Source organism: Microbacterium sp. DMC48, assembly GCF_056313825.1.
Genome location: NZ_JBQUZN010000005.1, coordinates 494,937 through 520,812 on the forward strand (window position 1 = coordinate 494,937; position 25,876 = coordinate 520,812).

The window sequence follows — 25,876 nt, forward strand, 5'->3', positions numbered from 1 at the left end:
CGCTCACATGTCGGTCGGAGCCCACTCCGAGACCTCGTCGAGCTCGGCCACCTCGTCGGCCGTCAGCTCGACGCGGCCGCCGTCGAGAAGGTCGGCGACCTGCGACAGCTTCGAGGCCGACGCGATCGGGGCGACGACGGTCGGCTTCGCGCGCAGCCAGCCGAGGGCGGTCGCGGCGATCGACACGTCGTGCGCGGCGCCGATCCGCTCGAGCACCTGGATGATCTGAAGCCCCTGGGGGGTGGCGTACACGGCCGCTCCCTGCGCGCGGGGGGTGTCGTGCGCGGCGGCATCCGTGGAACGGTACTTGCCCGTCAGGAAGCCCTTCGCGAGCGAGAAGTACGGCACCAGAGACAGGCCGAACTCCTCGGCGACCGGCACGATGTCGTTCTCGGTCTCGCGGTGCACGAGGTTGTAGTGGGGCTGGATGGCGACGGGTTCGGCGACGCCCAGCTCGCGGGCGATGCGCACCCACTCGCGAATGCGGTCGGCGGAGTAGTTCGACACGGCGGTGTAGCGGACGAGACCGTCGGACACGAGCTGGCCGAAGGCCGCGACCGTCTCCTCCAGGGGCGTGTCGGCGTCGTCGAAGTGCGCGTAGTACAGGTCGATCGACTCGACGCCCAGCCGCTCCAGCGAAGCCTCCGCGGCGGCACGGACGGTGGATGCCGCGAGGCCCTTGAACTGCGGGTGCTGGCTGACCTTGGTGGCCACCGTGACGTCGGTGTGGCCGCGCTCGGCGAGCCATGCGCCGATGATCGTCTCGCTCTCGCCTCCGGTGTGTCCCGGCGCCCAGGCGCTGTAGGAGTCGGCGGTGTCGATGAAGGTGCCGCCGCCGGCGTGGAACGCGTCGAGGATCCGGAAGGACTCCTCGCGGTCGGCCGTCCAGCCGAACACGTTGCCGCCGAGGGCGAGGGGGAAGACGTCGATGTCGGTGTGCGCGATGCGGGTCATGCCTCGATCCAACCACCGCCGTGGCGGAGGTGTTCCCCGGGTCTTACGCTGACGTCATGATCGGGGCTGCCGTGATGTGGTTCTTCCTGGTGATCCTCAGCGCGGCACCATTGTGGTTCTGCTGGTATGCCTGGGACACGGCGCGCCGACGCCGGCGAGGCGAGGCCGTCTCTCGGCCGTCCGGCAGCTCCTTCGGGTTCGACGAGGTCTGGCGTCCGAGCGCGGCAGAGGCGCAGGCGGTGTGGGAAGCCGAGCAGATCACTCCCGCTCCCGCCCCGATTCCCGGTGACGGCCCGGGCGTGATCGCGGACGGTCGCATCGTGATCGAGACCGGCCTTCGGCCCCCGCGCGCCACCACCGCAGACCAGAGGCGTAGCCTGGAGGGGTGAGTATCGGGAACGGCCCCCGACGTGCGGGCCAGAGGGAGGTCATCGGCGAGCTCTTCGCCGATGAGAGGTGAGGTCGCCTCGGCGCCGTGAGCCGCGTGTCAGACGCGCCCGGCGCCGACCGTCGACCTCGCTTCACGGATGCCGCCAGGGCATCCGCTCATACGACCTCACGAAAGGCATGCTCATGCACGCACTCACCGAAGCGCAGATCCGCGCATCGCTCATCAACGTCACGCAGTCCGAGCGCCGCAGCCTCACCCTCCCGAACGGCGTCTCCGACACACCCTGGGACGCGCTGCAGTTCTACGGCGCACGCGACCGCAAGCTCGCGCTGGTGGGCTACGTCGTCGTCGAACTCGACGGGGAACCGACCGGGCTGTTGCTGCGACAGGCCGACGCTCGACCGAAGAATCGCGCGCAGTGCTCGTGGTGCAACGACATCCATCTGCCCAACGACGTGCTGCTGTTCACGGCCAGGCGCGTCGGCGACGCCGGACGGCGCGGTGACACGGTCGGCACGCTCGCCTGCGACCGCTTCCAATGCAATGAGAACGTGCGACGCCGCCCCGCGTCGGCATACATCGGGTTCGACGTCGAGGCCGCGCGCGCGACGCGCATCGCCGCGTTGCGCGAGAACGTCGAGGCCTTCGTGCGCAGCGTCCGCGACGGCCGTTGACCCATTCAGCGGAATGGATATCGGAAGCGTAGCGTTGTCATCATCATGCAACGTTTCGGAACTCTCTCGTTCGGCCACTACGGCCCGCTCGGCGGCGGTCGCGAGCTGACCGCCGGCGACATGCTGCACCAGGCGATCGATCTCGCGCAGGGCATGGACGATCTCGGTGTCAACGGTGTCGCGGTGCGGGTGCACCACTTCGCCCGCCAGCAAGCCGCCCCGATGCCGCTGCTGGCGGCGATGGCCGCGAAGACGAAGCGGATCGAGGTCGGCACCGGCGTCATCGACATGCGCTACGAGAACCCGCTGTACCTCGCCGAGGAGGCGGCCGCGGTCGACCTCATCTCCGACGGTCGGCTCGCGCTCGGCGTCAGCCGTGGGTCACCCGAGACGGTCGTGCGCGGCTACGAGAAGTTCGGCTACACGGCATCCGACCCGCGCGGCGCCGACCTCGCACGCGAGCACATGGACCTGTTCCTGCGCGCGATCGACGGCGAGGGCCTGGCCGAGCGCGACGCCAACTCGCCTTTCGGCGGCGGTCACGGACTGCAGCGCATCGAGCCGCACGCGCCGGGTCTGCGCTCGCGCGTCTGGTGGGGCGCGGGCTCGCGCGACACGGCCGAGTGGGCGGGACGCACGGGACTGAACCTGATGTCCTCGACCCTCGTCACCGAGGCCGACGGGCGCCCGTTCGACATTCTGCAGGCCGAGCAGATCGATCGTTTCCGCGCCGCCTGGGCGCAGGCGGGCCACGCCGGCACGCCGCGGGTCTCGGTGAGCCGATCGGTGTTCCCGATCACGACCGCCGAGGACGAGCTGTACTTCGGCCACAGTCAGGAGGGCGACGGCATCGGCTACATCGACGGCTTCCGTTCGACGTTCGGCAAGACGTATGCCGCCGCGCCCGACGTGCTCGTCGAGCAGCTGCTCCAGGACGCCGCGGTCATGTCCGCCGACACCTTGATGCTCACCATCCCCAGCCAGTTGGGCGTGGAGTTCAACCTCCGCATCGTCGAGTCGTTCGCGACGCACGTCGCGCCCGCCCTCGGCTGGCAGTCCACCCTCGCGTCGGCCTGACCCGTCGCTCGCGGGGGTTTCGCACACGCAGATTCGGAGATGCGCAACGGATGCGGACCGTGGATGCCGCGGCATCCGCATCCGGTGCGCAGATCCGAATCCGATGCGCGCGGGGCGAGCGCCGGGGCGACCTTGCGCGGAGGCTGACGATGACCGACGCTGGTCGTCATGAGCCGTGTGCGCCTGGACCTGAACATCTCCCTCGACGGATTCGCGACGACGACCGATCAGACCCCGGAGAACCCTTTCGGTGACGATTGGGGGCGCCTGACCCGCGACTACACCGCGACGCGAACGTTCCGGGAGCGCGTGCTGCACGACGACACGGGCGCGGGGACCACCGGCGTCGACGACGAGTATGCGCAGCGCTACTTCGCCGACCTCGGCGCCGAGATCATGGGCGCGGGCATGTTCGGCCTGCACGAGCACGGCGACGACCCCGACTGGCGGGGATGGTGGGGGGACGAGCCGCCGTTCCGCGTGCCCGTGTTCGTGCTCACCCACACGCCGCGGCCGTCCATCGAGATGGCCAACGGCACGAGCTTCCGCTTCATCGATGCGTCAGCCGAGGATGCCCTCGCCCAGGCGCGCGCCGTCGCCGCCGGGGGTGACATCCGTATCGGCGGGGGCGCCAGGACGGCGCGCTCCTTCCTCGATGCCGGCCTGGTCGACGAGCTGCACGTCGCTGTCGTGCCCATCATCCTGGGGCGCGGCATCCGCCTCTGGGACGACCTGCGCGGCCTGGAGAACGGGTACGAGGTGCGCGCCGAGGCAGCCGAAAGCGGCGTGACCCACCTCACGTTCCGCCGCTGAGGCATCGGGAAGGCAGCCGCGGATGCGCCGGGCGATCGCCGTCATCGCACTGCTCGCGATCATGGCGAGCCTCACCGCGTGCGCCGGCTCTCGGTTCGACCCGCCTGCGCTCTCCACGGCCGGCGTCAGCGCCCCCGGAAGCTCGGAGCATCGCCTCACCGTCGGCGGCCACGACCGGTCGTATCGGCTGTACGTGCCCGCTCACCTCTCCGCGCCGGCGGCACTCGTCGTGATGCTGCACGGTGGCTACGGGTCGGCGCAGCAGGCCGAGGCGTCGTACGGGTGGGACCGGATCGCCGACGAGCACGGCGTCGTCATCCTCTACCCGGACGGCGATGGCCGGGCCTGGAACGCAGGTGGGGGATGCTGCGGGCGGCCCGCCCGCGACGGCACCGACGACGTGGCGTTCATCGCTGCGGCCGTCACCGACGTGCAGAAGCGGGTTTCGATCGATACCGGGGCCGTCTTCGGCGCCGGCATGTCCAACGGCGCAATGATGGCCTACCGACTCGCGTGCCAGACGACGCTGTTCGCCGCGATCGGCCCCGTGTCGGGAACGATGCCGGTCGGGCTGGAATGCGCGGCTCCCGCCCCGATCTCGGTGATCGCCGTTCACGGCGTGGACGACACCCGTGTGCTCTACGAGGGCGGTGCGTCCACCGTCGGCACCGCCCGGATCGACGCCGCCGCACAGCAGGATGTGCACACGCTCTGGGCGCGCGCGGCGTCGTGCGACGAGGACGTCACCACCTCGGCACCGCCGCTGAGCACCGAGACGGCGGCCTGCCCCGATTCCCGCGCGGTGCAGCTGGTCAGCATCGCCGGGTACGGCCACGAATGGCCCTCGCCCGACGGCGGATCCACGCCGCAGGGCGAGCAGGTGTACCGCGGATGGGACGCCACCGCGCAGCTGTGGTCGTTCTTCGACGCGCACCGGCGAGCGGCATCCGGCTGAGCGAGCAGGACGATGAAGGCGACCGTCGCATCCCCCCAGACCGACGATCGCCTTCATCGTGTCGCTGTCCGGCTTCGGGCGCCGGATCGCGTACCCACGACGCTACGTCCCCGAGCCGCGCACGCCCAGCGAATACAGCCAATCTTGCGCTGACCTCCACATTCGAGTGAATGGAACGCTTTGGACGGGCGCACCGACCACTCGGAACGCATGGATCTTGCGCAAATCTTGAGGAAGTCAGTCTTGACGAGAAGTCAACAGCTCGTTAAGGCGTGGTGCCGACCGAGAGGCCGAGGACGGGATAGAGCACGGTGAATCCCTCGACCAGGCCGAGCTTCAACGCGTCTCCCGTGTGCCCGACCCCCGGGATGTCGTACCGGGTGACGGTCATCCCCGCCTTTCGCGCGGCCTCGGCCACGGTGTCGGCGTGCGCCATGTAGGCGGGGTCGGCCGATCCCGCCGTGAACACCGCGGTCATCCCGGCATACGTCCCGGCCGGAGCAGCCGCCAGGATGTTGACGGGCTTGGAAGCCTCGAACGCCGCGCCGCTGCCGCCGTACACGGTCTTGGTGATGTTGGCGACCTGCTCTGATCCCGGAAAGGGCTCGCCCGAGATGTCGAGGATGTTCTTCCACATCGTCGGATAGTCGGCCCCGAACGAGATCGCACACCCTCCTCCGTTGGAATATCCGGCGATGGTCCAGAAGGCGGGGTCGTCGATGATGTGCAGGTGCGTCTTGGCCCATGCGACGACGTCCTGCGTCACATAGGTGCGCGCCCGACCGAGCGCCGCGGAATCGGCGCACGCAGTGTCGGCGTTGGCGGATCCGACCTGGTCGGCGACGATCACGATCGGCGCCAGGCCGTGGTTGCGCGCAGCGAACTCGTCGAGCACGTCACTGATCGCGGTCGGGTCGGGGTTTCCGGGATGGCCCATCATCATGATGACCAACGGGAGGGCCGGGGCGTTGGCGACGAGCGCCGCCGGGGGAAGATAGAGACCCGCGGGGCGCGCCGCGAACCCGGATGCCGTCGCAGGGATGATCTGGGTGCCGCGCGACCCCTTGGCCGGCATCCCGGCAGGCGGCACGAAGGATTGAGCCAGCGGAACGGTCGGAACCCCGGAGGTCGGCCCGACATCGGGCAGATCGAGCCGGTCGTAGCCTGATACGCCGAACAGCGTCGCCAAGGTGGGGTTCAGGCCGAAGCCGGCGTTGATGCCGATCGTCGCGGCGAGCAGGAACGCCACCACGGCGAGGGCGGAAACGATCCGCCGCCACCACCGCGCGCCGACCATCGCGGCGAGGGCCCCTCCCGAGGCGGCCAGGGCGCCGGCGGCCCACTGCACGACGAAGACCGGCAGAGGCGCCGTCCCGAACAGCTGCATCCGGTCGACGATGTGCACGAGCGCCACGCCGAGCCCGGCCCCGACGATCGCGCCGCCCGCGGCCCACAGGATGCTGCGCCTGTTCCAGCGGCGCACGAGCACGACCAGGAGGAACGCTCCCGCGATCGTGTAGACGATGATCGGGACAGCGCCATCGATGATCGGCAACTGCCAGATCTGCATGCACCGACTCTAGGGCGACACACCTTGGCCATCGCTGAGCGCCGCGGGAGAGATCTCCCCGACTCGTCGCCGGCGGCTGCGCCTGTGCAGCGCGCCGAGACCCGCGAGCAGCGCGATCAGCGCGAACGTGACGAGCGTCGGAAGCGACTGCGCGTCGGAGCCCGTGCTCGCCAGCGCGGATGCGTTCACCGTGATCTCCGTCCAGCCGAGTACTGCTCCGGCGGCATCGGTCACGACCAGGCGGTGGACACCCGCCGACGCCGTCAGCGGCAGGGCCGCCGACACCGTGTGCGCCGCCGTGACGGTCGCCGCACCGAGGTGGACGGGGGTCGAGAACATCCAGATGTCTACCGTCTGGCCGGGCAGCGCCGCCGGAACGGTGATCGTGACCGTCTGGCCGGGCAGCGCGGACGCCGGACCACTCAGCCCGCCCCGGTTCGCACCGGTCAGCGCGGATGCGGCGGGAGGGACGGGCGTCGTCGCGCCGGCGGTCAGGGCGAGGGTCGGCGACGGCAGCGGCGTGGGAGCGGATGTCGGTGTGACGGTCGGGGTCGGCTGCGGGGTCGGCTGCGGTGTGGGCGTGGAAGAGCCGGCGGTGCAGGCGATCGTGCCGCTGCGCAGCGAGAAGCCGTCGGTACGCGCATCGTCGGCGTAGAAGGTCTCCGCGACGCCGTCGACGCAAGTATCACCGATGGCGAACCCTTCGTTCGCGACGTTCGCGGTCTGCGCCGGGCGTGCGTACAGATGCGTCTGGCGGAATGTGCCGCCCGCCGTGCCGGCAGACGGCGGGGTGATCTCGAAGGTCGCGATGCGGCCGTCGCACGCGTCGTCGCAGACGATCCAGAGGCGATCGTCGGAGAACTGCACCTCCGCGACGATCGGGAACGGCGAGGGGATCGTGGCGATGCGTGAGAATCCGCCGTCGGCGGCCAGGGCATAGGCATAGACCGCCGCCGTCCCCTCGACGCCGACGAAGAACAGACCGTCACCGTGGCCGGGGTAGCGCGTCGGGACGTACGCGGCGCCCGTCGTCGCATCGACGAACCCGCGAGCGGTCAGCCATGCGTCCGAAATCCAGGTCAGACCCTCGATGCCCGCGTTGGCTCCGAGTCCCGGCAGATCGGCGGCGAGGTTCCACTCGGCCGTCGCGACGAGTTCGCTCGCCGACGTCGAGGGCTGATAGCGCAGCACCGCGGGGCGGCTGACCTTGTTGTTGTCGTTGTCGCGTTCGCTGCCCACGTACACGGCGTCGCCGACCGCGGTGACCGCCTCGGCATCCACCCGTCCCGACCCGTTCGGGTAGTGCAGCGCCTTGCCGTCGGCCCAGCCCGCGGCCTGCACCCACCCATCGCCCTGCGGGACGATGCGGTGAAGCCGGCCGCGGCCGTTCTCCACCGCCCACAGTGCGCCGTCCGCGACATCGAGCCCGCTGAGGTTCGCGTCGGGGTACTCGTTCTTGGCATCGAGCACCCGCACGCTCGCACCGCCCGGCCACACCTCGGCGGTGGGTGCATCTGCGGTGCAGGCGTTCACAGAGCCCGGGGTGGATTCCACGGTCTCACCGAACGAGCCCGTGGCGTCGGGGCAGCGCCCCCAGGTGGTGGCGGCGTGTGCGGTCCACGATGTCGCATCGAGTTCGGTGACACCGTCGCTGTCGAAGAGGTGGACCGCGTCGGCCCCGCCCAGACCGAAACCGAACGCCGCCTTCTCGAGGACGAGGTGGCCCTTGGCCGCAATCGTCGTGCCCGACGGGATCGTGTAGCGGTTCTTCGTGATCTCGGAGTCGGTGACGACCAGGCCCGCGACCGAGATCTCGGCGTTGGAGCGGTTGACGAGCTCGATCCAGTCATCGGGGCTGCCGCCGTTGGACTCGACCTCGTTGATCGCCACGGGCACACCGCACGCGTTGGCCGCCCCCTTGGTCGCCGCGGCCGTCTCCCGCAGCTCGCCGGTGCCGTCGGGGCAGCGACCGAGCGTCGTCGCAGCGTGAGCCGCCCATGCCGCCTCGGCGACGAGCGTCGTGCGATCCGGCGCGAACAGGCGCACCTTGTCGGCACTGCCGAGCCCGAACGGGAACCCGGCGGCGGAGCCGACGCTCTTCTGCACGACCAGGAAGCCCCGCGCGGGCAGGATCGAGCCCGACGGCAGGTCATAGCGGTGGTCCGAGGCGTCGCCGTCATCGCGCACCTCGAAGCCGGTGAGATCGATCGCGGCGTTCGTCGTGTTGAAGAGCTCGAACCAGTCGTCGGGGTCACCGCCGTTGGACTCGACCTCGTTCACGACCACGGCGCCGGACGGCGGCACCGCGCTCGTCGGCGAGGGGGTCGGGGTGGGAGTCGGGGTCGCCGCGCCGCAGGCATTGGACGCGCCCCGCGTCGCCGTCGTGGTCTGCGAGAACCCACCGACGCCGTCCGGGCACCGGCCGTAGGTCACCGTCGCGTGAGCCGTCCACGTGTACGAGTCGACGAGTGTTGTGCCATCGGGACGGAACAGACGTGCCGCATCTGCTTTGCCGAGTCCGAACGACATCGCCGGGGCGGTGAACACGTAGAAGGCGCCGGGCGCGAGCGTGGTTCCCGCCGGAACCGCATCGGTGCGACTGTCGTCGTCGTCCTTGAGGATCCAGCCGGAGATGTCCACCGGGGCGCTCGAGGTGTTGACCAGTTCGATCCAGTCGGGGTTCTTGCCGTCGTCGGACTCGATCTCGTTGATCACGACCCCCGCGGGCGTCGGCACGGCGGCAGCGGGGAGGGCGACGGCGATGCCCGCTGACAGACAGGCGAGTCCGGCGGTCAGCAGCGCGATCAGGCGCAGACACGAAGACGAGGAGGACAAGTCGGCTCCAGACTCGAGACGAACGCTCGATGAGAGGGTCGGCGGGGCCGCCGCGACGGCGACTCTGCCGACGTTTGCGGGTGCGGGAGAACGCCGCATCGACGGCAGGTGAACGGATGCCGACGCCCGCGTTTCCACCCATCGGACCGCCTTCCGCCCCGCCGGAAGAAACCCCCCGCAGATCGGGGGTGGCGCACACGAGCGACACCGTGAATAATGTGAGGTATGACCACAGGTCGCCCGGTTGGGTACAGCGCCATTTCCAGCTATTCACGTGTCGAGATCCTGCACCTCGTCCAGGAGCAGCCGCGTCGCACGATCACCGAGATCGTCGAGGCGACGGGCCTGCACCCGAACACCGTGCGCGAGCATCTGCAGCGCCTGATCGACGAGGGCTACGTCGTGTCGGCGGCGGAGCACCGCACCACTCGCGGCCGCCCCCGAGTCCTCTACAGTGCGGCCGACGGCATCCTCGCCTCCAGCCCCATCCAGCGCCGCAAGGTGCGCGCCGCCGCAGAGCGGGGCGATCTGATGCGTCGCGTGCTGCCGGGGGCCGCCCCCGAGCTGGACACCGAAGCCCTCCACCAGGTCGACGCCCTCGTGGAAGACCTGATCGACGCCGGCTTCGATCCCCTCGTCGATGAGCGCGAGCTCACGGTCGACCTCACCCCCTGCGCACACGCGTCTTCGCAGGCCGAGCATCGCGAAGTGCTCTGCCGCGTGCACCTGGGGCTCATGCAGAGCGTGCTCAGCGCCGCCGGTGGGCCGCTCGCCGTCGACGACATGCGCCCCTCGTGCGACCCGCGCGAGTGCGTCGTCCAGCTGATGTTCGCCGGCGCCACGGCCTGATCAGAACGCCTTTCTTTTTCACGGCCCAGGGCGCCTGCGGCTGGGAAATCCCTGTGTAGCTTCAGTCTCGAAGAAGACTCCCGCCCTCGGAAGGATGACGATGGACTTCCTGGACCCGCTACTGCTGGCACGCTGGCAGTTCGGCCTCACGACCCTGTACCACTTCATCTTCGTGCCGCTCACGCTCGGCATGTCGCTGTTCGTCGCCATCTTCCAGACGGTGTGGCACCGCACCGGTGACGTGAAGTGGCTGCACCTGACGCGCTTCTTCGGGAAGATCTTCCTGATCAACTTCGCGATGGGCATCGTCACCGGCATCGTGCAGGAGTTCCAGTTCGGCATGAACTGGTCGAGCTACTCCCGCTTCGTCGGCGACGTCTTCGGAGCGCCTCTCGCCTTCGAGGGCCTCATGGCCTTCTTCTTCGAGGCCACGTTCATCGGTCTGTGGATCTTCGGGTGGAACAAGCTCCCCCGGCGCATCCACCTGCTCACCATCTGGATGACGGTCGTCGGCACCTGGCTGTCGGCGTACTTCATCCTCGCGGCCAACGCCTTCATGCAGAACCCGAAGGGCTACCAGATGTCGGCCGCGGGTCACCGCGCCGAAATGGCCGACTTCTGGCAGGTGCTGACCAACCCGGTCGCACTGACGCAGTTCCCGCACACCATCTCCGCGGCGATCATGTTCTCCGCCGGTGTCGTGATCGCGGCATCCGCCTGGCACCTCGCCCGCAAGCAGAACATCGAGATGCTGCGCCCGGCGCTGAAGTTCGGCCTGTGGGCGATGATCATCGGTTTCGTCGCGGTGTTCCTGTCCGGCGACCAGCTGGGACTCGTGATGGTCCAGACGCAGCCGATGAAGATGGCTGCCGCCGAGGCGATGTTCAACTCGGCCTGCGGGGCCAATGCCTCCTTCTCGATCTTCTCGATCGGCACCCCCGACGGCACCGGTGAAGTGTGGTCGCTGCGCGTTCCGTACGTGCTCGCGTTCCTGTCGACCCACGACTTCAACGGCTGCGTCGAGGGCATCAACGACCTCAACCAGCTGTACACGACGCAGATGTTCCCGCAGTTCGCCGATCAGGTCGGCGGCAACTTCGCGCCCGTCCTGTGGGTCACCTACTGGGCCTTCCGCTGGATGATGGGCTTCGGCCTGCTGTCCACCGCGATCGCGGCCGCGGGCCTCTGGGTCACCCGCAAGAACGCGAAGCGCCCGGTCGCCGGCTGGATGTGGCGGCTCGCCGTCTGGCAGGCGCCGCTGGCCCTGCTCGGCATCCTCGTCGGCTGGATCTTCACCGAGATGGGACGTCAGCCCTGGATCGTGTTCGGTCTCATGCTCACGCAGGACGGCGTCTCGCCGAACGTGCCCGGCTGGACCGTCCTGATCTCGCTGATCGCCTTCACCGCGATCTACGCGATCCTCGCGGTCGTCGAGTTCGGCCTCATCGTCAAGACGGTCAAGGAGGGTCCGCAGCCCCTGCCCGGACCCGATGACCCCGACCCGTCCGATGTCCCGGTCGATCAGACCCCGTCCACGGTGTACTAGGAGCTGACATGGACCTCGCCTACCTCTGGTTCTTCATCGTCGGAGTGCTGTTCGTCGGCTACTTCGTGCTCGACGGCTTCGACTTCGGTGTCGGCATGTCGCTGCCCTTCCTCGGCAAGGACGAGGTGTCGCGACGCCAGGTGATCAACACGATCGGACCGATCTGGGACCTCAACGAGACCTGGGTCATCGTCGCGGGCGCCTGCCTGTTCGCAGCCTTTCCGGAGTGGTACGCCACGCTGTTCAGCGGCTTCTATCTCCCCCTGCTGCTCATCCTGCTCGCGCTGATCGCGCGCGGCGTCTCGTTCGAGTACCGCCACCAGCGCGACGACCTGCGATGGAAGCGCCGTTTCGACTGGATGATCACGATCGGCTCCGCGGTGCCCGCGCTGCTGTGGGGCGTCGCGGTCGCGAACATCGTGCAGGGCGTGCCGATCGACGCCGACAAGAACTTCACCGGCTCGCTCCTCACGCTCCTGAACCCCTACGGGCTCTGGGTCGGCGTGACGACGCTGCTGCTGTTCTTCCTGCACGGCGTCTACTTCGTGGGCCTGAAGACCGACGGTCAGGTGCACCACGACGCGCAGTCGCTCGGCAAGAAGCTCGCGATCCCGACCGTGATCTTCGCGGCCGGAACCGTGGCCTGGACGATCTTCCTCGCCGCCGGTCGCGGCGCCCCGCTGCTGTGGGCGGTCATCGCCTGCGGTGTGATCGCCGCGGTCGCGCTGCTGCTGTCGGTGTGGTTCAACATCGCCGACCGCGACGGCAAGGCGTTCGCGGCCGGGGCGGTCACGATCGTATTCGCCGTGCTCACCCTGTGGCTGGCTCTGTTCCCCTACGTCATGCCGTCGACGACCGATGACGCCTTCAGCCTGACCATCTCGAATGCGTCCAGCACGCCGATGACGCTGCAGATCATGTCGTGGGCCGCGCTCATCTTCCTGCCGCTCGTGCTCGCCTACCAGGCGTGGACGTACTGGATCTTCCGCAAGCGGATCACCCGCACGACGATCGAGAAGGCGGAGCTGACCGCAGCCCACTGACACTCACCGCCGAGCCGCCACATTCTATTCGAGCCGACATGCTTCGGCCGGCCGGAACGTGGCGGCTCGGCCGTGTGATGGCGGCTCGCGGGGGATGAAGGATGAGGCAGGATCGAAGGATGGCAGACACACGCGTGCGGCCCGTCGACCCGCGACTGGTGCGCTACGCGTCGGCATCACGGGCGTTCTTCGCCGCGATCGCGGTGATCGGCGTGCTGCAGACCGCGGTCGTCGTCGCGTTCGCGTGGCTGCTGACGCGCGCGATCACGCGCGCGATCGACGGGATGCCGTGGGCCGAGCTGACCGCACTGCTGACCGCGCTGGCCGCCGTCATCGTCGCCCGTGCGCTGCTGCTCTGGGCGCGCGAAGCCCTCTCGGCGCGCGCCGCCGCGCGCGTGCAGGCGCAGCTGCGCGCGCAGCTCGTGGATGCCGTCGGCATCCTGGGTCCGGGATGGCTCGCCGGACGCAACTCCGCCCAGCTCGCCGTGACCGCCGGACGCGGGCTGGAGGCGCTGGACGCGTACTTCGGACGCTATCTGCCACAGCTCGTGCTCACCGTCATCGCGACCCCGGTACTGGTCGCCGTGATGTGGTGGCAGGACTGGATCTCCGGCCTCACGGTGTTGCTCACCCTCCCCCTGATCCCGTTGTTCATGGTGCTGATCGGCCTCGCGACGCGAACGGTGCAGCAGAAGCAGTGGCGCACTCTGGGGCGTCTGGCCGCCCGCTTCGCCGATACGGTCCAGGGCCTGTCGACACTCAAGGTCTTCGGGCGTCAGCACCGCGCCGTCCGGTCCATCGAGAAGGTCACCGAGACATACCGGGTCGAGACGATGCGGGTGCTGCGCGTGTCGTTCCTGTCGGGATTCGCGCTCGAACTGCTGGCGTCGATCTCGGTGGCGATCGTGGCCGTGTCGATCGGCTTCCGGCTGGTAGACGGGTCGCTGGCGCTGGCCGTCGGCCTGTTCGTGCTGCTGCTGGCGCCTGAGGCCTACCTTCCGCTTCGCCAGGTGGGCGTGCAGTTCCATGCCGCGGCAGAGGGCGTCGCGGCGACCGAGGACGTCTTCGCGGTGCTCGATGAGGCGCGCGCCGCCGGATCGGCGCACGCACGGCGCGGAGTCGCGGCATCATCCGGTCCGGCGCGCCTCGTGCTGCGCGGCCTGAGGGTGCGGCGGGGCGATCTGCTCCTGCCCGCCGTCGATCTCGTGGCCGAGCCCGGCACCGTGACACTGATCGAGGGCCCGAGCGGCGCCGGCAAGTCCAGCGTGTTCGCCGCGTTGCGCGGCGCGGTGGCCTTCGACGGCGACGCACGACTGAACGACACGCCCGTCGACACCCTCTCCCCCGCGACGTGGCTCGCCTGGGCGGGCCAGCACCCGGGCCTGATCGGCGGCACGATCGCCGAGAACGTCGCGCTCGGCGACGACGAGACGGATGCCGCGTCACGCCGCGATCTGGTGCGGCGTGCCCTCGCCGTCGCACAGGCCGACGCCCTCGATCCGGATCAGGACCTCGGCGTCCAGGGCGCCGGCGTGTCGGGCGGGCAGGCCCAGCGGCTGGCGGTGGCGCGCGCCGTGTTCCGCCACCTCCGCGGCCGTGCGCCGGTCATCGCCCTCGACGAGCCGAGCTCCGCACTGGATGCCGCGACGGAGGCGGCCCTGTGGCACGGCATCCGCGGGCTCGCCGACGACGGCGCCACGGTGCTTCTGATCTCGCACCGACGCAGCGCGCGCGAGATCGCCGACCGCGTCGTGACGCTGTCGGCGACGCGAGCGGAGGTCGGCGCATGACCACCACGACGGACGTACTGCGCCGGGCGATGCCGTCGTTGCGACGATTCTGGCCGGGCGCCGCAGCGGGCTTCCTCTCGGAGGCCTCGGCGGTCGCGCTGCTCGCCTGCAGCGCGTGGCTGATCGTCCGTGCCAGTGAGCAGCCTCCGGTGATGTACCTGTCGGCAGCCGTCGTGGGCGTGCGCGCCTTCGCACTCAGTCGGGCCGCCTTCCGCTACACGGAGCGACTCGCGAGCCACGATGCGGCCCTGCGCCAGCTCGCGGTGACCCGCACCGATCTGGTGCGCCGGCTCATTCCGCTCGCCCCGGACGGGCTGACCCGCACCCGGCGCGGCTCGGTGCTCGGAGCGCTCGTCGACGATGTGGACGAGCTGCAGAACCTGCCGCTGCGCGTCGTGCTGCCTCTCGTATCGTCGGCGGCGGTGGCCCTCGGCGCCGTCGTGCTCGTCGGCATCGTCTGGTGGCCCGCGGCGCTCACGCTCCTCGCCTGCCTCGTCGTGGCGGCCATCGTGGCGGTCGGCTGGGGATGGGTCGCCGGCTCCCGCGCGGAGCGTTCCATCGCGCCTTTGCGCGCCGGTCTCGCCGACGCCGTGCTCGATCACCTCGCAAGCCTGGACGTCCTCGCCGCGTACGGCGCCGACGATCAGAGCGCGCGGCGCATCGCCGCGGCGGACGATGCCCTGCGGCGGGCGGTGACCCGCCGCGCCGGGGCGCAGGCGGGCTCCACCGCCGTCGTGTCAGTACTGGCCGGCGCGGCCTCCGTCGTCGCCGTCCTGGCCTCCGTTCCGGCACTCGGCGACGGCACGATCACCGCCCCCGCCTTCGCCGTGGCCGTGCTCGTGCCGATGGCCGTGTTCGAGGTCTTCACCGCGGTTCCGGCCGCGGCGTCATCATGGCGACAGGTACGCGCCGCGGCCACCCGGATCGCCGAAGCCCTGCCGGGCGAGACTCCGGCGGGCATCCCGCCCGAGGTCGCTCACGATGACGATGGTCACGCACGCGAAGCCGTCGCGCTCGGCGATGGCCTCGTCCTGCAGGGCGTCGCGGCGCGCTGGCCGGGAGCCGCTGACGACGCCCTGCAGGCGGTGGATCTGACGGTCGCCCCGGGCGAGCGGATCCTGGTCGTGGGCTCCAGCGGCGCCGGCAAGACCACGGCGGCGCACGTCCTCGTGCGCTTCTTGGAGACGAGCGCCGGCCGGTACACGATCGGCGGGGTCGATGTGCACGACCTCGACCCCGACACCGTCCGTGAGACGGTGGGTCTGTGCGAACAGCAGCCCATGCTTTTCGACGAGGACATCCGGCAGAACCTCCTGTTCGCCCGTGACACGGCGACGGATGCCGAGCTGGAGGCGGTGCTGCACCGCGTGGGCCTCGGTGACTGGCTGAGCGCGCGCGGCGGCCTGGACGCGCGAGTCGGCGAACGCGGGGCGCTCGTGTCGGGCGGGCAGGCCCAGCGCATCGCGCTGGCCCGGGCTCTGCTGCACGGCTTCCCCGTGCTCGTGCTCGATGAGCCGACCGCCGGTGTCGACGTCGACGCGTCCGACGCGCTGCTGGCCGACCTGCTCGGGGCGGTCGGTCCGGATCGTGCCGTCGTGCTGATCTCGCACGTGGACGTTCCCGCCGGCCTCGTCGACCGCACGGTGCGGCTGACCGGCGGGCGCATCGAAGACTGAGTTCAGCCGCCGATCGCGTTCATCCCGCGCGCCGGCTGCAGGAACGACGGGTCATCGATCGCATGTCCCGGAAGCTTGCCGGCGATGCACTCGTGCAACAGCGCGTCGATCGCGACGTCGTCGGCGCCCGCACGCAGCAGCGGCATGAGGTCGTACTCGTCGTTGGAGAACAGGCAGTTGCGCAGCTGCCCGTCGGCGGTGAGCCGCAGGCGGTCGCAGGCGCCGCAGAACGGCGCCGTCACCGAGGCGATCACGCCGACGGAGGCCGGCCCGCCATCGAGCAGGAAGCGCTCCGCGGGTGCGTCGCCGCGGCCGGGGACGGGCTCGAGGTGCCACCGGGTCGAGAGCGCTGCCAGGATCTCCTCGCGGGTCACCATGCGTGTGCGGTCCCACGTGTGCCCGGCATCCAGCGGCATCTGCTCGATGAAGCGCATCTCGGCGCCGTGATCGAGCGCGAAGGCGACGAGGTCGACGAGTTCGTCGTCGTTGATTCCGCGCATCGCGACCGCGTTGAGCTTGAGGGGGCGCAGTCCCGACGCGGATGCCGCGGCGATGCCTGCCACGACCTCGTCGAGGCGGTCGCGGCGGGTGAGGTCGCGGAAGCGGTCGCGGTCGAGGGTGTCGATCGAGATGTTGAGGCGGCGCAGACCGACGTCGATGAGGACGGGCAGTACGTCGCCGAGACGGATGCCGTTCGTCGTGAGGGCAATGTCGACCGGCCCGTCGGGGCCTTCGACCGCGGCGAGCCGTCGCACGACCTCGACGATGTCGGCGCGCAGCAGCGGCTCGCCTCCCGTGAGTCGGAACGTGGAGATCCCGGATGCCGCGGCGATGCGCGCGACGCGCACGATCTCGTCCGTGGAGAGGATGCTCGTGCGCGCGAGCCATTCGTTGCCCTGCTCGGGCATGCAGTACGTGCAGCGCAGGGAGCAGCGATCGGTCAGCGAGATCCGCAAATCGCGGTGCACGCGGCCGAAACGGTCGACGAGCGGCGCGCCGGGGGCCGTCGGCAGCGCTGATGCGGCGCGTCCCGTACGCAGGGTGAGCGGGACGGCGGGCATGGTCCGAGGCTACCCGGCGAATGGAGGGGGAAGGCCGAATGGCGGATTTCGCCCGCCGAGCAGACGGATCGCCGCACGCTCGCGCACGGCTCGCCGGACGCGCCCCACCGTTCTGAGAGGATCGGTGGATGAGTGAGAGCCTCGACGACGAGTTGGACCGTATCTTCGCGGCACGAGATCGCGATGACATGGCGCCGACGGTCGCGGCGCTCGAGGAGATCCACGCGCGGCATCCCGAGCACGCGCGCGTTCTGTACGAGCTCGCGGGGGCATATGACACCGCCGGCGACGAGAGTGCGGCCGCGGCTCTGTATCCACGCGCGCTCGAAGCAGGCCTCACCGGCGACGTCCGCCGCCGATGCCTCTTGCAGTACGCCAGTACGCTGCGCAACCTCGACCGGCTCGACGACTCCCTCCGGGTGTTCGCCGACGCACGCCGCGAGTTTCCCGACGCGATCTCCCTCGCCGTCTTCCAGGCCCTCAGCCGACATGCCGCCGGCCAGGTCCACGCCGCCTTCGCCGAGTTGCTCGACGTCATCGCCGCGCACGCGCCGGCGACGGAACTGGATCGCTATCGCCCGGCTCTGCGGGCAAACGCCGACTTCCTGCGACACCTCGACACCGCTATCGACACCGAGACGTGACACCAGCACGCCGCCGGCGCCGATTCATGCGGCGGCGATCCGCACGTCGGCGGTGTCCACCGACAGGACCACCCGGTCGCCCTCCGCAATCGCCGCGGCCAGCATCTGTGCCACGGTGAGTTCACAGACGATCGCCGGCGACGCCGTGTGCACGCGCGCGCCCGAGGGCGTTGCCTCGATGCGTTCGACGCGCGCCGACCATGTCGCGACGCCATCGATCGAGCCCGGGCCCGCGACGCCGGCATCCGCGGCATCGAGCCGCACGGCACCGATCGGGATGAGCGCCGCGGCGTCGCCCTCGACGCTCGAGGGTGCGGGCAGACGCAGCCGGTCGGCGGCCCACACGCCGTCCTCCACGCGCCCGGCCGCCCGGTTGACGCCGGCGAGCGCCGCGACGAAGTCCGTCGCCGGCGTCGTCAGGACCTCACGCACCGCACCGGACTGCGTCACGCGCCCGGCTTCGAGCACGACGAGGCGATCCGCGACCGCGACGGCATCCACCACGTCGTGCGTGACGAACACCGCCGTGGTGCCGGCGGCGCGCAGCCGCTCGGCGAGCATCCGACGCAGATCGGCCACCGTGACAGGATCGAGCGCCGTGAAGGGCTCATCCAGCAGAAGCACACGCGGGACGGTCGCAAGCGCACGGGCGAGCGCGACCCGCTGCTGCTGACCGCCCGACAGTTCGGCCGGGCGGCGATGGCCGACCCCGGCGAGCCCCACCTCGGCGAGCGCCCGCTCGGCACGCGAGCGACGCTCCACGCGCGCGGCCGCCCGTGCCCGACCGTCCGGCGCACTCATCCCGAAGGCGACGTTGTCGCGCGCACTCACGTGCGGGAACAGATGCGGTTCCTGCCCCAGGAGCACGACGCCACGGCGCTGCGGCGTCACCTGCGCGCGCGGCGAAGAGACGACCTCGCCGGCGACCCGGACGGCGCCATCGCTCAGCGGCGACAGCCCCGCGATCACCGAGACGAGCGTCGATTTCCCCGCACCGCTCGGGCCCATCACCGCGACGACCTCCCCCGCGGATGCCGAGATCTCGGCATCCAGGACGAAGCCTTCCCGGCGCACGACGACGTGCGCCTCGAGCATCGCCCCGCTCATCGCGTCGCCCCCGGCCGCCACGCCCGCACGGCCAACAGCACCGCGAGCGTCGTCACCAGCAGCAGCAGCGAGAGCGCCACGGCGGTGCCCTGCGAGACCCCCGCACCGTTGAAGGCCGTGTAGATCGCGAGCGGCATCGTCTGGGTCACTCCCGGTGCGTTGCCGGCGAACAGCGCCGTCGCGCCGAACTCGCCGATCGCGCGCGCGAAGCACAGCACCACCCCCGCGATGAGGCCGGGCGCCGCCAGCGGCAGCGTGATCCGCCACAGGATGCGCCACCGGCCCGCGCCCAGGGCCGCCGCGGCACGTTCGTAACCGGTGCCGGTCGCCCGGAGCGCCCCTTCGAGCGCCAGCACGAGAAACGGCAGCGCCACGAACGTCTGGGCGATCACCACGGCCGCCGTCGTGAACGGCACCCGCACGCCGATCACCGCCAGCGCCTGCCCGAGCCACCCGTTGCGTCCCAGCAGAAACAGCAGCGCGACCCCGCCCACCATCGGCGGCAGCACGAGCGGCACGGTGATCACGGCCCGCAGCACCCCCGCCAGCCGCGGTCCCGACCGCGCGATCCACAGCGCCAGCGGGATGCCGAGAACGATGCAGACGAGGGTCGCGACCGCTCCCGTCACCAACGACAGCCCGAGCGCCGACAACGCTGCCGGCGAGGTGACGTCGGCCCAGAACGTCGCGACGTCGACACGCCCGACGAGCGCGGTCAACGGCACCACGAGCACCGCGAGGCCCAGCACCGCCGGCACCGCCAGCACGGTCGGGACGAACCCCCGCGGCTGCGCGCGCCGCCCCGCGGTCGCGACCGTCACGGCGTACCGAAGCCGAGGTCGGTGAGCGTGACGCGCGCGGCATCGGAGTGCACGAAGTCCACGAAGGCCCGTGCCGCCGCGGGATTCGCCGCGTCGTCCAGGGCGACGATCGGGTATGTGTTGACCACGGCATCCGCGCCCGGCGTCGCCACCGTCTGCACGGCGGGCGTCGTCGCGGCGTCGGTCACGTACACGAGACCGGCATCCGCCTCTCCGCTGGCCACTTTCGTGAGGACGGCGGTCACGTTCTGCTCGTAGCTGTCGACGGATGCCGCCACGCCCGCCTTCTGCAGGAGCGTCTGCGATGCCGCACCGCACGGCACCTCGGCCGCGCACAGGACGACCCGCAGCGCCGGCGTGGCGAGGTCGGCGAGCCCGTGCACGCCGGCGGGGTTTCCCGACGGGACGATGAGGGTGAGCACGTTCGTGGCGAACGGCTGCGGTGAGGACGCGAGTCCGGCGGCGACGACCTTCTGCATGTTCTTCTCGTCGGCAGAGGCGAAGACGTCGGCCGGTGCCCCCTCGATCAGCTGGGTCGCCAACGTCGACGATCCGTCATAGCTGATCGGACGGATCGTCACCCCCGGGTGCGCCGTCTGGAACTGATCGGCGAGCCGGGTGAAGGCCGCTTTCAATGATGCCGCGGCGAAGACGGTCAGCTCCCCGGAGACCGCGTCCGACGACGCCGTCGCCGCCCCGGAGGCGGTGCGGTCGGCATCCGCCGATCCCCCCGCCGCGCTGCAGCCGGCGAGCGCCACGACCCCGGCGAGGAGGACCGCGAGGACGTATCGCGATCGTGTGCGCATCACCGCTCCCTCGGGGTCTCGACGATGACGGTCGTGGCTTTGATGACCGCGACGGCGAGCGCACCGGGTTCGAGTCCCAGATCGCGCACCGCTTCCGAGGACATCAACGACACGACGCGGTGCGGGCCGGACTGGATGTCGACCTGTGCCATCACGCCGTCCTGCTGCACGCGCGTGACCAGTCCGACGAAGCGGTTGCGGGCGCTCGAGAGCACATCCGCGGGGTCCGCGGCGGCGTGCGCGAGCTCGACCGCTCGTGCGGCGAGGGCGTCACCGGGGATCTCCACCGGAGAGACTCCCGTCGTCGGAAGGATGCCGTGATCGATCCACCGGCGCACGGTGTCGTCGCTCACACCCAGCAGCCGTGCGGCCTCGGTGACACGATACGAACGCATACCGCCGACCATAGCGCGCATCTGCGGCGAGAGGGCAGTCTTCAACGACGCAACTGCGGATTTCTGCCCCGCGGAGGACTTCTCGGTCGTCGACCCCGCGGGCAGACACGGCGGATACGCTGGCTCCGTGCCGCTGCCTCCTCTCGTCGACCCCGTTCCCGCCCTCGCCCCCGCCGAGCGCGCCCGCACTCAGCGCCACCTCGTGCTCAACGGCGTGGGCGATCTCGGTCAGCGCCGGCTGGCGGCCGCGCACATCGCCGTCGTCGGGGCCGGCGGCCTCGGCTCGCCCGTCGTGATGGCGCTCGCTGCCGCCGGTATCGGCACCCTCACGGTCATCGACGACGACGTCGTCGACCTCAGCAACCTCCAGCGGCAGCTCCTGCACCGACACGTCGACATCGGCGCGCGCAAGACCGCGTCGGCGCAGCGCGTCGCTGCGGACCTGTCGCCCGAGACGGTCGTCATCCCGGTCAACGAACGCCTCACGACCGAGAATGCGGGAGATCTGCTCCACGGCGCCGATCTCGTCGTCGACGGCAGCGACACGTTCGACACCCGGGCAGCGGTCGCCGCCGCGTGCGAACGTCTCGGCATCCCGCTCGTCTGGGGCGTGCTGCAGGAGTTCCATGCGCAGGCCACGGTGTTCTGGAGCGCGCCTCCCGCGGGGACGGAGCCGATCGTACTGTCCGACCTGCACCCGGCCGACGCCGCCGGCACCCCACCCACCTGCGCCGAGGTGGGCGTGCTGGGTGCCCTGTGCCTTCAGGTAGGCGGCATTCTCGCGATCGAGGCGGTCAAACTCATCGTCGGCATCGGCGAGCCCCTGTTGGGCCGCGTGCTCGTGATCGACGCGTTGCACGGCACGCAGACCGAGGTGGCGCTGCGGGCGGCCGCTCCCGCCTCGCCGTCGCCGAGCGTCGCCCCGGCAGAAGCGGCGCCCGCGCCGATCCGCGAACTGACGGCGAGCGAGATGCTCGCCGCGCAGGAGGCCGGGGCCACCCTCCTGGACGTGCGCGAGCCGTGGGAGACGCAGACCGGCGTCGTCGCCGGATCGGTTCTGATCCCCCTCGGCGACCTGCTGGACGATCCGGCGCAGATCGACGACGAGCATGTCGTCGTCATCTGCGCGCACGGCATCCGCGCCCGTCACGCTGCCGAAGCCCTCCGCGCTCGCGGCGTCGACGCCGACATCCTGGTGGGCGGTCTCGCCGCGTGGCAGCAGGCATGACCTCCCACGCGCCGTTGCGCACCGTCGAGGAGCAGCTCGCGGACGTGCTCGCCGCCGTGCGCCCCCTGCCCGCCGTGCGCCTCCCCTTGACGGCGGCGACCGGCGCGACACTGCGCGAGCCCGTGCGCGCAGCTCTGGACATCCCCGTCTTCGACAACTCCGCCATGGACGGCTTCGCCGTGCGCTTCGCCGACGTCGCTCACGCGCGCCCAGAGGATCCGGCCATCCTCCGCGTCGTGGCGGATCTTCCCGCCGGCACGTCCGACGATCCCCCGCTGGCCCCCGGCGAGGCCGCGCGCATCATGACGGGTTCGCCGGTGCCCTCGGATGCCGACGCCATCGTGCCCTTCGAAGACACCGCGGGCGGCCTCGCCGACTCCCTTCGGAACACAACCGTGCGCCGTGCGCCGCGCGCCGCGGGAGCATTCGTCCGCCGCGCCGGCGACGACCTCCGCGCGGGCGACGTGGTGCTCGAGGCGGGCGTCGTGCTCGGACCGCTCCAGATCGCCGCGGCAACCGCCGCGGGCCGTACTCACGCGGTCGTCTCGGCGCGTCCGCGGGTCGGCATCGTTTCGACGGGCAGCGAGCTGGCGCCGGCCGGAACGCCGCTGCGACGCGGGCAGATCCCCGAATCCAACGGGGTGCTGCTCGCCGGCCTCGTCGCGGCGGCCGGCGCAGAGGTCGTCGCTCAGGTCGTCGTGGACGATGAGGGCGAAGCTCTGCGCAACGCGGTGGCCGCGCTGCTGGCGGCACCCGTCGATGCGGTCGTCTTCTCCGGTGGCGTCAGCGCCGGCGCATTCGAGGTGGTGCGCACGGAGCTCGCCGCGGCGATGACCTTCACCCGCGTCGCGATGCAGCCGGGCAAGCCACAGGGATTCGGCACCCTGCCGACGCCGACCGGCATCGCACTGCTGTTCGGTCTGCCGGGAAATCCGGTCAGCGCGGCGGTCTCGTTCGAGGTGTTCGTCCGCCCCGCCCTGCTGACGATGCAGGGTCGACGCACCGTCGAGCGGGCGCGTCTGACTCTGCCGGCCGGCACGTCGTGGCGGACCCCGGAGGGACGGCGGCAGTACCTGCCCGCGGTCATCGACACCTCGGCGCCGACGTGGACGGTGCACCCCGCGACCGCGGGCGGTTCGGGATCGCACCTGGCCGGCGGGTTGGGCCTCGCGCGCGCGCTCGCCGTCGTCGCGGCCGACATCGCGGAGGTGCGGGAGGGCGACCCGGTGCAGGTCCACCTGCTGGAAGGATGGGACGCATGAGGTTCACCCACCTGGACGAGGCCGGCCACGCCCGCATGGTCGATGTGACCGAGAAGCAGCCCACGGTGCGCGCCGCGACAGCCGGCGCCGTGGTCCGCTGCGCTCCCGCCGTCGTCGCAGCGCTCCGCGACGGAACGGTGCCCAAGGGCGATGTGCTGGCCGTCGCGCGCATCGCCGGCATCCAGGCCGCCAAGCGCACACCCGAGCTGCTGCCGCTCGCCCACGTGATCGGCGTCCACGGCGCGAGCGTCGGCCTTGCGATCACGGACGACGGCGTCGAGATCACGGCGACCGTCCGCACCGCCGACCGCACCGGGGTGGAGATGGAAGCACTGACGGCGGCAGCGGTGGCCGCGCTCACGATCGTGGACATGGTCAAGGGCATGGACAAGGGCACGTCCATCGAGAACGTCCGCCTCCTCGCGAAGACCGGCGGCAAGTCGGGCGACTGGGTGCGGGAGTCCTGATGCCGCGGGTCCGATACTTCGCCGCCGCCGCGGAGTTCGCCGGGCGTGCCGAGGAGGTGCGAGCCGAGACCGATCTCGACGACCTGCGCGCCGGCTGGGCGCGGGAGTACCCGGCGCTCGGACGCATCCTTCCCCGCTGCGCCGTGCTCGTCGATGGACGACGCACCGACACGTCGACAGTGTTGGGCGACGACACCCTGGTCGACGTGCTCCCGCCGTTCGCCGGCGGGTGAGCCTCAGCCGCCGATGCCCTTCCAGGCGGCGGCGCCGTCGGCCGTGAGCTGACGCTTCCATACCGGCAGTTCACGCTTGACCGCCTCGATGATGGCGCGGCACACCTCGAACGCCTCGGCGCGGTGAGGGGTGGATACCGCGATGACGACGGCGGCTTCGCCGACCTCTACACGTCCGACGCGATGGCTCACAGCGACGGTCGCACGCGTGTCGCCGATGGCGGTCAGCGCGATGTCGTGCAGCGTCGCCTCGGCATCCGGGTGCGAGGAGTATTCCAGCGCGACGACGGCCGTGTCGGCATCGGGGTCGTGATCGCGGACCGTGCCGATGAAGCTCGTGACAGCCCCCGCGCGGGGGTCGTCGACGGCGGCGAGGTGCGCGGCGGCATCCAGCGGTTCGTCGGTGATGCGGGCGATGCGAACGGCAGTCATCAGTGATCTCCTCCGTCGAGCTGATGCACCACGTGAGCGGCGACCGACAGGATGACGGGCATCCCGGAGGCCACGGCCGCGGGCGATCCGGGCAGGTTGACGATCAGGGCGCGCGCCGCGACCCCGGCACGACCGCGGGAGAGCATGCCGGCCGGCTTCTCGGCGACGCCGCGCCGGCGCAGCTCCTCGGAGATGCCGTCGATCGTGCGTTCGATGACGCGATCAGTGCCCTCGGGGGTCTCATCGCGGGCGGCGACACCGGTGCCCCCGGTGGTGACGATGAGACGCGCGCCGTCGGCGAGCGCGGCGCGCAGCGCCGTCTCGACGCTGTCGGCGCCGTCGGCGACGACCCGGGCGTCGGAGCATTCCCACCCCGCCTCGCGCAGCGCCGTGACGGCCAGCGGGCCCGCCGTGTCGGCACGCGCACCCGCAGCCGACCGATCCGACACGGTGATCACGACGGCGAGGCTGCCCACGCCCCCACCCTACGCCCCCGCCCCCTCCCCCCCTCTCCCTCCCCCCTCCCTCCCCCCACGTCTCATCGCCGAGCCGCCACCTTCCGCGCGAGCCGCCATGCTTCGGCGCGACGTATCGTGGCGGGTCGGCGAAAACATGGCGGCTCGGCGAAGAGGCGGGAGGGGCGCTACAGGAGCATGCCGAAGGCGGCGACGTCCGCGGGAGCGTCCAGGCGCGTGAAGCCCAGACGCTCGTAGAACGCGATGGCGCCGGCGTTGGTGCCGGCGGCGACCAGGTGCACCCCCGGCACGCCCGCGGCCCGAAGCCTGTCCCGCAGCGCCTCGATCAGACGGCGCCCCCAACCCTGGCCCTGGAGTTCGGGAAGCAGATCGATGTGCAGGTGCGCGGGGTAGTGGCGCGCGAAGGGCTCCACACCGGGGCGACGTCCGTACGCGTAGGCGAGCACGGAATCCTGGCGGGTCGCCGCCGCGCCCACCGGCGCCGGCCAGCGCTGCGCGAACCGCGGCCACCACTGGTGCTGGAACCACTCCTCGAACCCATCGGTGTCGCCGGTGGCGACGGCGTAGCCCGCGACCCGACCGTCATCGGTCTCGACCACGACGGCCAGTTCGGGGTGGCGCGCGACGTAGGGCAGCACGAAGACGGCCGCCCAGATGTCGTCGTCGTCCAGGATGCCGGTGGCGTCGCTGCCCGTGTCGGCGGTGCGCAGGCAGATCTCGGCGAGGGCGGGCTCGTCGCCGGGGCGGAAAGAACGCAGATGGGCCACGGCG

The 25,876-nt window shown here is 71.1% G+C and carries 26 protein-coding genes; 15 read left to right on the plus strand and 11 right to left on the minus strand.

The annotated features are described in order from the left end of the window. Positions 1 to 3: 3 nt before the first annotated feature. On the minus strand, positions 4 to 954 hold the full coding sequence (locus ACT53O_RS11500) for an aldo/keto reductase (RefSeq protein WP_476152502.1): 951 nt from the start codon (positions 952 to 954) through the stop codon (positions 4 to 6). A 56-nt stretch (positions 955 to 1,010) separates the two neighbouring features. Here ACT53O_RS11500 and ACT53O_RS11505 point away from each other — a divergent pair, with 56 nt between their 5' ends. The 5 genes from ACT53O_RS11505 (at position 1,011) to ACT53O_RS11525 (ending at position 4,864) form a co-directional block, all read left to right on the plus strand. Next, entirely contained in the window at positions 1,011 to 1,343 is a 333-nt protein-coding gene (locus tag ACT53O_RS11505) for a hypothetical protein (protein WP_476152504.1), read from the plus strand. A 184-nt stretch (positions 1,344 to 1,527) separates the two neighbouring features. Further along, positions 1,528 to 2,019 (plus strand): FBP domain-containing protein, encoded by a 492-nt coding sequence (locus ACT53O_RS11510; protein ID WP_135949453.1) that lies wholly within the window; start codon positions 1,528 to 1,530, stop codon positions 2,017 to 2,019. Positions 2,020 to 2,064: 45 nt separating this feature from the next. Then, a complete protein-coding gene (locus ACT53O_RS11515; RefSeq protein ID WP_135949454.1) occupies positions 2,065 to 3,096 on the plus strand; it encodes an LLM class flavin-dependent oxidoreductase in 1,032 nt (343 codons plus the stop codon). Positions 3,097 to 3,264: 168 nt separating this feature from the next. After that, entirely contained in the window at positions 3,265 to 3,909 is a 645-nt protein-coding gene (locus ACT53O_RS11520) for a dihydrofolate reductase family protein (RefSeq protein WP_476152507.1), read from the plus strand. Between the two features lie 22 nt (positions 3,910 to 3,931). Continuing rightward, positions 3,932 to 4,864, plus strand: coding sequence for an extracellular catalytic domain type 1 short-chain-length polyhydroxyalkanoate depolymerase (locus ACT53O_RS11525; RefSeq protein WP_476152509.1), 933 nt, complete (start codon positions 3,932 to 3,934; stop codon positions 4,862 to 4,864). 265 nt (positions 4,865 to 5,129) lie between these two features. Here ACT53O_RS11525 and ACT53O_RS11530 read toward each other — a convergent pair whose 3' ends face one another. Both ACT53O_RS11530 and ACT53O_RS11535 read right to left on the minus strand, forming a co-directional pair. Next, positions 5,130 to 6,434: an alpha/beta hydrolase gene (locus tag ACT53O_RS11530; protein WP_347417606.1), complete on the minus strand. Its 1,305-nt coding sequence runs from the start codon at positions 6,432 to 6,434 to the stop codon at positions 5,130 to 5,132. A 9-nt stretch (positions 6,435 to 6,443) separates the two neighbouring features. Beyond that, positions 6,444 to 9,269 carry a lamin tail domain-containing protein gene (locus tag ACT53O_RS11535; protein WP_476152511.1) on the minus strand — a complete coding sequence of 942 codons (2,826 nt, stop codon included), beginning with the start codon at positions 9,267 to 9,269 and terminating at the stop codon, positions 6,444 to 6,446. Positions 9,270 to 9,494: 225 nt separating this feature from the next. On the opposite strand from ACT53O_RS11535, the gene ACT53O_RS11540 reads away from it, so the two are divergent. From ACT53O_RS11540 to cydC, 5 genes are all read left to right on the plus strand, one after another. Continuing rightward, entirely contained in the window at positions 9,495 to 10,118 is a 624-nt protein-coding gene (locus tag ACT53O_RS11540) for an ArsR family transcriptional regulator (protein ID WP_061682653.1), read from the plus strand. Between the two features lie 100 nt (positions 10,119 to 10,218). Then, on the plus strand, positions 10,219 to 11,664 hold the full coding sequence (locus tag ACT53O_RS11545) for a cytochrome ubiquinol oxidase subunit I (protein WP_039411509.1): 1,446 nt from the start codon (positions 10,219 to 10,221) through the stop codon (positions 11,662 to 11,664). A gap of 8 nt (positions 11,665 to 11,672) precedes the next feature. Further along, complete coding sequence (gene cydB, locus ACT53O_RS11550) at positions 11,673 to 12,707, plus strand: cytochrome d ubiquinol oxidase subunit II (protein WP_294977948.1); 1,035 nt, start codon at positions 11,673 to 11,675, stop codon at positions 12,705 to 12,707. A gap of 119 nt (positions 12,708 to 12,826) precedes the next feature. After that, complete coding sequence (gene cydD / locus ACT53O_RS11555; RefSeq protein WP_476152514.1) at positions 12,827 to 14,497, plus strand: thiol reductant ABC exporter subunit CydD; 1,671 nt, start codon at positions 12,827 to 12,829, stop codon at positions 14,495 to 14,497. Then, positions 14,494 to 16,173, plus strand: a complete 1,680-nt coding sequence (gene cydC, locus ACT53O_RS11560; protein WP_476152516.1) for a thiol reductant ABC exporter subunit CydC — start codon at positions 14,494 to 14,496, stop codon at positions 16,171 to 16,173. The genes cydD and cydC overlap by 4 nt, the downstream gene beginning before the upstream one ends. Before the next feature lie 2 nt (positions 16,174 to 16,175). On the opposite strand, the gene moaA is transcribed toward cydC, so the two are convergent. Beyond that, complete coding sequence (gene moaA, locus ACT53O_RS11565; protein ID WP_476152518.1) at positions 16,176 to 17,234, minus strand: GTP 3',8-cyclase MoaA; 1,059 nt, start codon at positions 17,232 to 17,234, stop codon at positions 16,176 to 16,178. 128 nt (positions 17,235 to 17,362) lie between these two features. On the opposite strand from moaA, the gene ACT53O_RS11570 reads away from it, so the two are divergent. Further along, positions 17,363 to 17,878 (plus strand): tetratricopeptide repeat protein, encoded by a 516-nt coding sequence (locus tag ACT53O_RS11570; RefSeq protein ID WP_036314981.1) that lies wholly within the window; start codon positions 17,363 to 17,365, stop codon positions 17,876 to 17,878. Between the two features lie 24 nt (positions 17,879 to 17,902). Here the strand turns inward: ACT53O_RS11570 and ACT53O_RS11575 are convergent, their stop codons facing one another. From ACT53O_RS11575 to ACT53O_RS11590, 4 genes are read right to left on the minus strand one after another with little or no spacing between them, the layout of a single operon-like run. After that, positions 17,903 to 18,985: a sulfate/molybdate ABC transporter ATP-binding protein gene (locus ACT53O_RS11575; RefSeq protein WP_347877429.1), complete on the minus strand. Its 1,083-nt coding sequence runs from the start codon at positions 18,983 to 18,985 to the stop codon at positions 17,903 to 17,905. After that, positions 18,982 to 19,806, minus strand: coding sequence for an ABC transporter permease (locus tag ACT53O_RS11580; RefSeq protein WP_476152521.1), 825 nt, complete (start codon positions 19,804 to 19,806; stop codon positions 18,982 to 18,984). The genes ACT53O_RS11575 and ACT53O_RS11580 overlap by 4 nt, the downstream gene beginning before the upstream one ends. After that, positions 19,803 to 20,612, minus strand: a complete 810-nt coding sequence (gene modA / locus ACT53O_RS11585; protein WP_476152523.1) for a molybdate ABC transporter substrate-binding protein — start codon at positions 20,610 to 20,612, stop codon at positions 19,803 to 19,805. The genes ACT53O_RS11580 and modA overlap by 4 nt, the downstream gene beginning before the upstream one ends. After that, a complete protein-coding gene (locus tag ACT53O_RS11590; protein ID WP_036314997.1) occupies positions 20,612 to 21,007 on the minus strand; it encodes a TOBE domain-containing protein in 396 nt (131 codons plus the stop codon). Before ACT53O_RS11590 ends, modA begins: the two co-directional genes overlap by 1 nt. A gap of 127 nt (positions 21,008 to 21,134) precedes the next feature. Here ACT53O_RS11590 and ACT53O_RS11595 point away from each other — a divergent pair, with 127 nt between their 5' ends. From ACT53O_RS11595 to ACT53O_RS11610, 4 genes are read left to right on the plus strand one after another with little or no spacing between them, the layout of a single operon-like run. Next, positions 21,135 to 22,235, plus strand: a complete 1,101-nt coding sequence (locus ACT53O_RS11595; protein ID WP_476152525.1) for a ThiF family adenylyltransferase — start codon at positions 21,135 to 21,137, stop codon at positions 22,233 to 22,235. Beyond that, positions 22,232 to 23,497 (plus strand): molybdopterin molybdotransferase MoeA, encoded by a 1,266-nt coding sequence (locus ACT53O_RS11600; protein WP_476152527.1) that lies wholly within the window; start codon positions 22,232 to 22,234, stop codon positions 23,495 to 23,497. The genes ACT53O_RS11595 and ACT53O_RS11600 overlap by 4 nt, the downstream gene beginning before the upstream one ends. Next, complete coding sequence (gene moaC / locus ACT53O_RS11605; protein ID WP_295776259.1) at positions 23,494 to 23,964, plus strand: cyclic pyranopterin monophosphate synthase MoaC; 471 nt, start codon at positions 23,494 to 23,496, stop codon at positions 23,962 to 23,964. The genes ACT53O_RS11600 and moaC overlap by 4 nt, the downstream gene beginning before the upstream one ends. Beyond that, on the plus strand, positions 23,964 to 24,197 hold the full coding sequence (locus tag ACT53O_RS11610) for a MoaD/ThiS family protein (protein WP_295776262.1): 234 nt from the start codon (positions 23,964 to 23,966) through the stop codon (positions 24,195 to 24,197). Before moaC ends, ACT53O_RS11610 begins: the two co-directional genes overlap by 1 nt. A 3-nt stretch (positions 24,198 to 24,200) precedes the next feature. Here the strand turns inward: ACT53O_RS11610 and ACT53O_RS11615 are convergent, their stop codons facing one another. The 3 genes from ACT53O_RS11615 to ACT53O_RS11625 all read right to left on the minus strand — a co-directional run bounded on the left by ACT53O_RS11615 (position 24,201) and on the right by ACT53O_RS11625 (position 25,872). Then, on the minus strand, positions 24,201 to 24,629 hold the full coding sequence (locus ACT53O_RS11615) for a molybdenum cofactor biosynthesis protein MoaE (RefSeq protein ID WP_295776264.1): 429 nt from the start codon (positions 24,627 to 24,629) through the stop codon (positions 24,201 to 24,203). Continuing rightward, entirely contained in the window at positions 24,629 to 25,105 is a 477-nt protein-coding gene (locus ACT53O_RS11620) for a MogA/MoaB family molybdenum cofactor biosynthesis protein (RefSeq protein WP_476152530.1), read from the minus strand. The genes ACT53O_RS11615 and ACT53O_RS11620 overlap by 1 nt, the downstream gene beginning before the upstream one ends. A 167-nt stretch (positions 25,106 to 25,272) precedes the next feature. Further along, positions 25,273 to 25,872: a GNAT family N-acetyltransferase gene (locus ACT53O_RS11625; protein WP_295776266.1), complete on the minus strand. Its 600-nt coding sequence runs from the start codon at positions 25,870 to 25,872 to the stop codon at positions 25,273 to 25,275. Positions 25,873 to 25,876: the final 4 nt, after the last annotated feature.

What these genes read in the sequence shown, in the direction of transcription:
- ACT53O_RS11600 (WP_476152527.1), top strand. Translation starts at nt 22,232, where the DNA reads ATGACCTCCCACGCGCCGTTGCGCACCGTCGAGGAGCAGCTCGCGGAC.
- ACT53O_RS11610 (WP_295776262.1), top strand. Translation starts at nt 23,964, where the DNA reads ATGCCGCGGGTCCGATACTTCGCCGCCGCCGCGGAGTTCGCCGGGCGT.
- cydB (WP_294977948.1), top strand. Translation starts at nt 11,673, where the DNA reads ATGGACCTCGCCTACCTCTGGTTCTTCATCGTCGGAGTGCTGTTCGTC.
- ACT53O_RS11570 (WP_036314981.1), top strand. Translation starts at nt 17,363, where the DNA reads ATGAGTGAGAGCCTCGACGACGAGTTGGACCGTATCTTCGCGGCACGA.
- ACT53O_RS11590 (WP_036314997.1), bottom strand. Translation starts at nt 21,007, where the DNA reads ATGCGTTCGTATCGTGTCACCGAGGCCGCACGGCTGCTGGGTGTGAGC.
- ACT53O_RS11540 (WP_061682653.1), top strand. Translation starts at nt 9,495, where the DNA reads ATGACCACAGGTCGCCCGGTTGGGTACAGCGCCATTTCCAGCTATTCA.
- ACT53O_RS11545 (WP_039411509.1), top strand. Translation starts at nt 10,219, where the DNA reads ATGGACTTCCTGGACCCGCTACTGCTGGCACGCTGGCAGTTCGGCCTC.
- moaC (WP_295776259.1), top strand. Translation starts at nt 23,494, where the DNA reads ATGAGGTTCACCCACCTGGACGAGGCCGGCCACGCCCGCATGGTCGAT.
- cydD (WP_476152514.1), top strand. Translation starts at nt 12,827, where the DNA reads ATGGCAGACACACGCGTGCGGCCCGTCGACCCGCGACTGGTGCGCTAC.
- ACT53O_RS11515 (WP_135949454.1), top strand. Translation starts at nt 2,065, where the DNA reads ATGCAACGTTTCGGAACTCTCTCGTTCGGCCACTACGGCCCGCTCGGC.
- moaA (WP_476152518.1), bottom strand. Translation starts at nt 17,234, where the DNA reads ATGCCCGCCGTCCCGCTCACCCTGCGTACGGGACGCGCCGCATCAGCG.
- ACT53O_RS11530 (WP_347417606.1), bottom strand. Translation starts at nt 6,434, where the DNA reads ATGCAGATCTGGCAGTTGCCGATCATCGATGGCGCTGTCCCGATCATC.
- cydC (WP_476152516.1), top strand. Translation starts at nt 14,494, where the DNA reads ATGACCACCACGACGGACGTACTGCGCCGGGCGATGCCGTCGTTGCGA.
- ACT53O_RS11500 (WP_476152502.1), bottom strand. Translation starts at nt 954, where the DNA reads ATGACCCGCATCGCGCACACCGACATCGACGTCTTCCCCCTCGCCCTC.
- ACT53O_RS11615 (WP_295776264.1), bottom strand. Translation starts at nt 24,629, where the DNA reads ATGACTGCCGTTCGCATCGCCCGCATCACCGACGAACCGCTGGATGCC.
- modA (WP_476152523.1), bottom strand. Translation starts at nt 20,612, where the DNA reads ATGCGCACACGATCGCGATACGTCCTCGCGGTCCTCCTCGCCGGGGTC.
- ACT53O_RS11505 (WP_476152504.1), top strand. Translation starts at nt 1,011, where the DNA reads ATGATCGGGGCTGCCGTGATGTGGTTCTTCCTGGTGATCCTCAGCGCG.
- ACT53O_RS11510 (WP_135949453.1), top strand. Translation starts at nt 1,528, where the DNA reads ATGCACGCACTCACCGAAGCGCAGATCCGCGCATCGCTCATCAACGTC.
- ACT53O_RS11520 (WP_476152507.1), top strand. Translation starts at nt 3,265, where the DNA reads ATGAGCCGTGTGCGCCTGGACCTGAACATCTCCCTCGACGGATTCGCG.
- ACT53O_RS11575 (WP_347877429.1), bottom strand. Translation starts at nt 18,985, where the DNA reads ATGAGCGGGGCGATGCTCGAGGCGCACGTCGTCGTGCGCCGGGAAGGC.
- ACT53O_RS11525 (WP_476152509.1), top strand. Translation starts at nt 3,932, where the DNA reads ATGCGCCGGGCGATCGCCGTCATCGCACTGCTCGCGATCATGGCGAGC.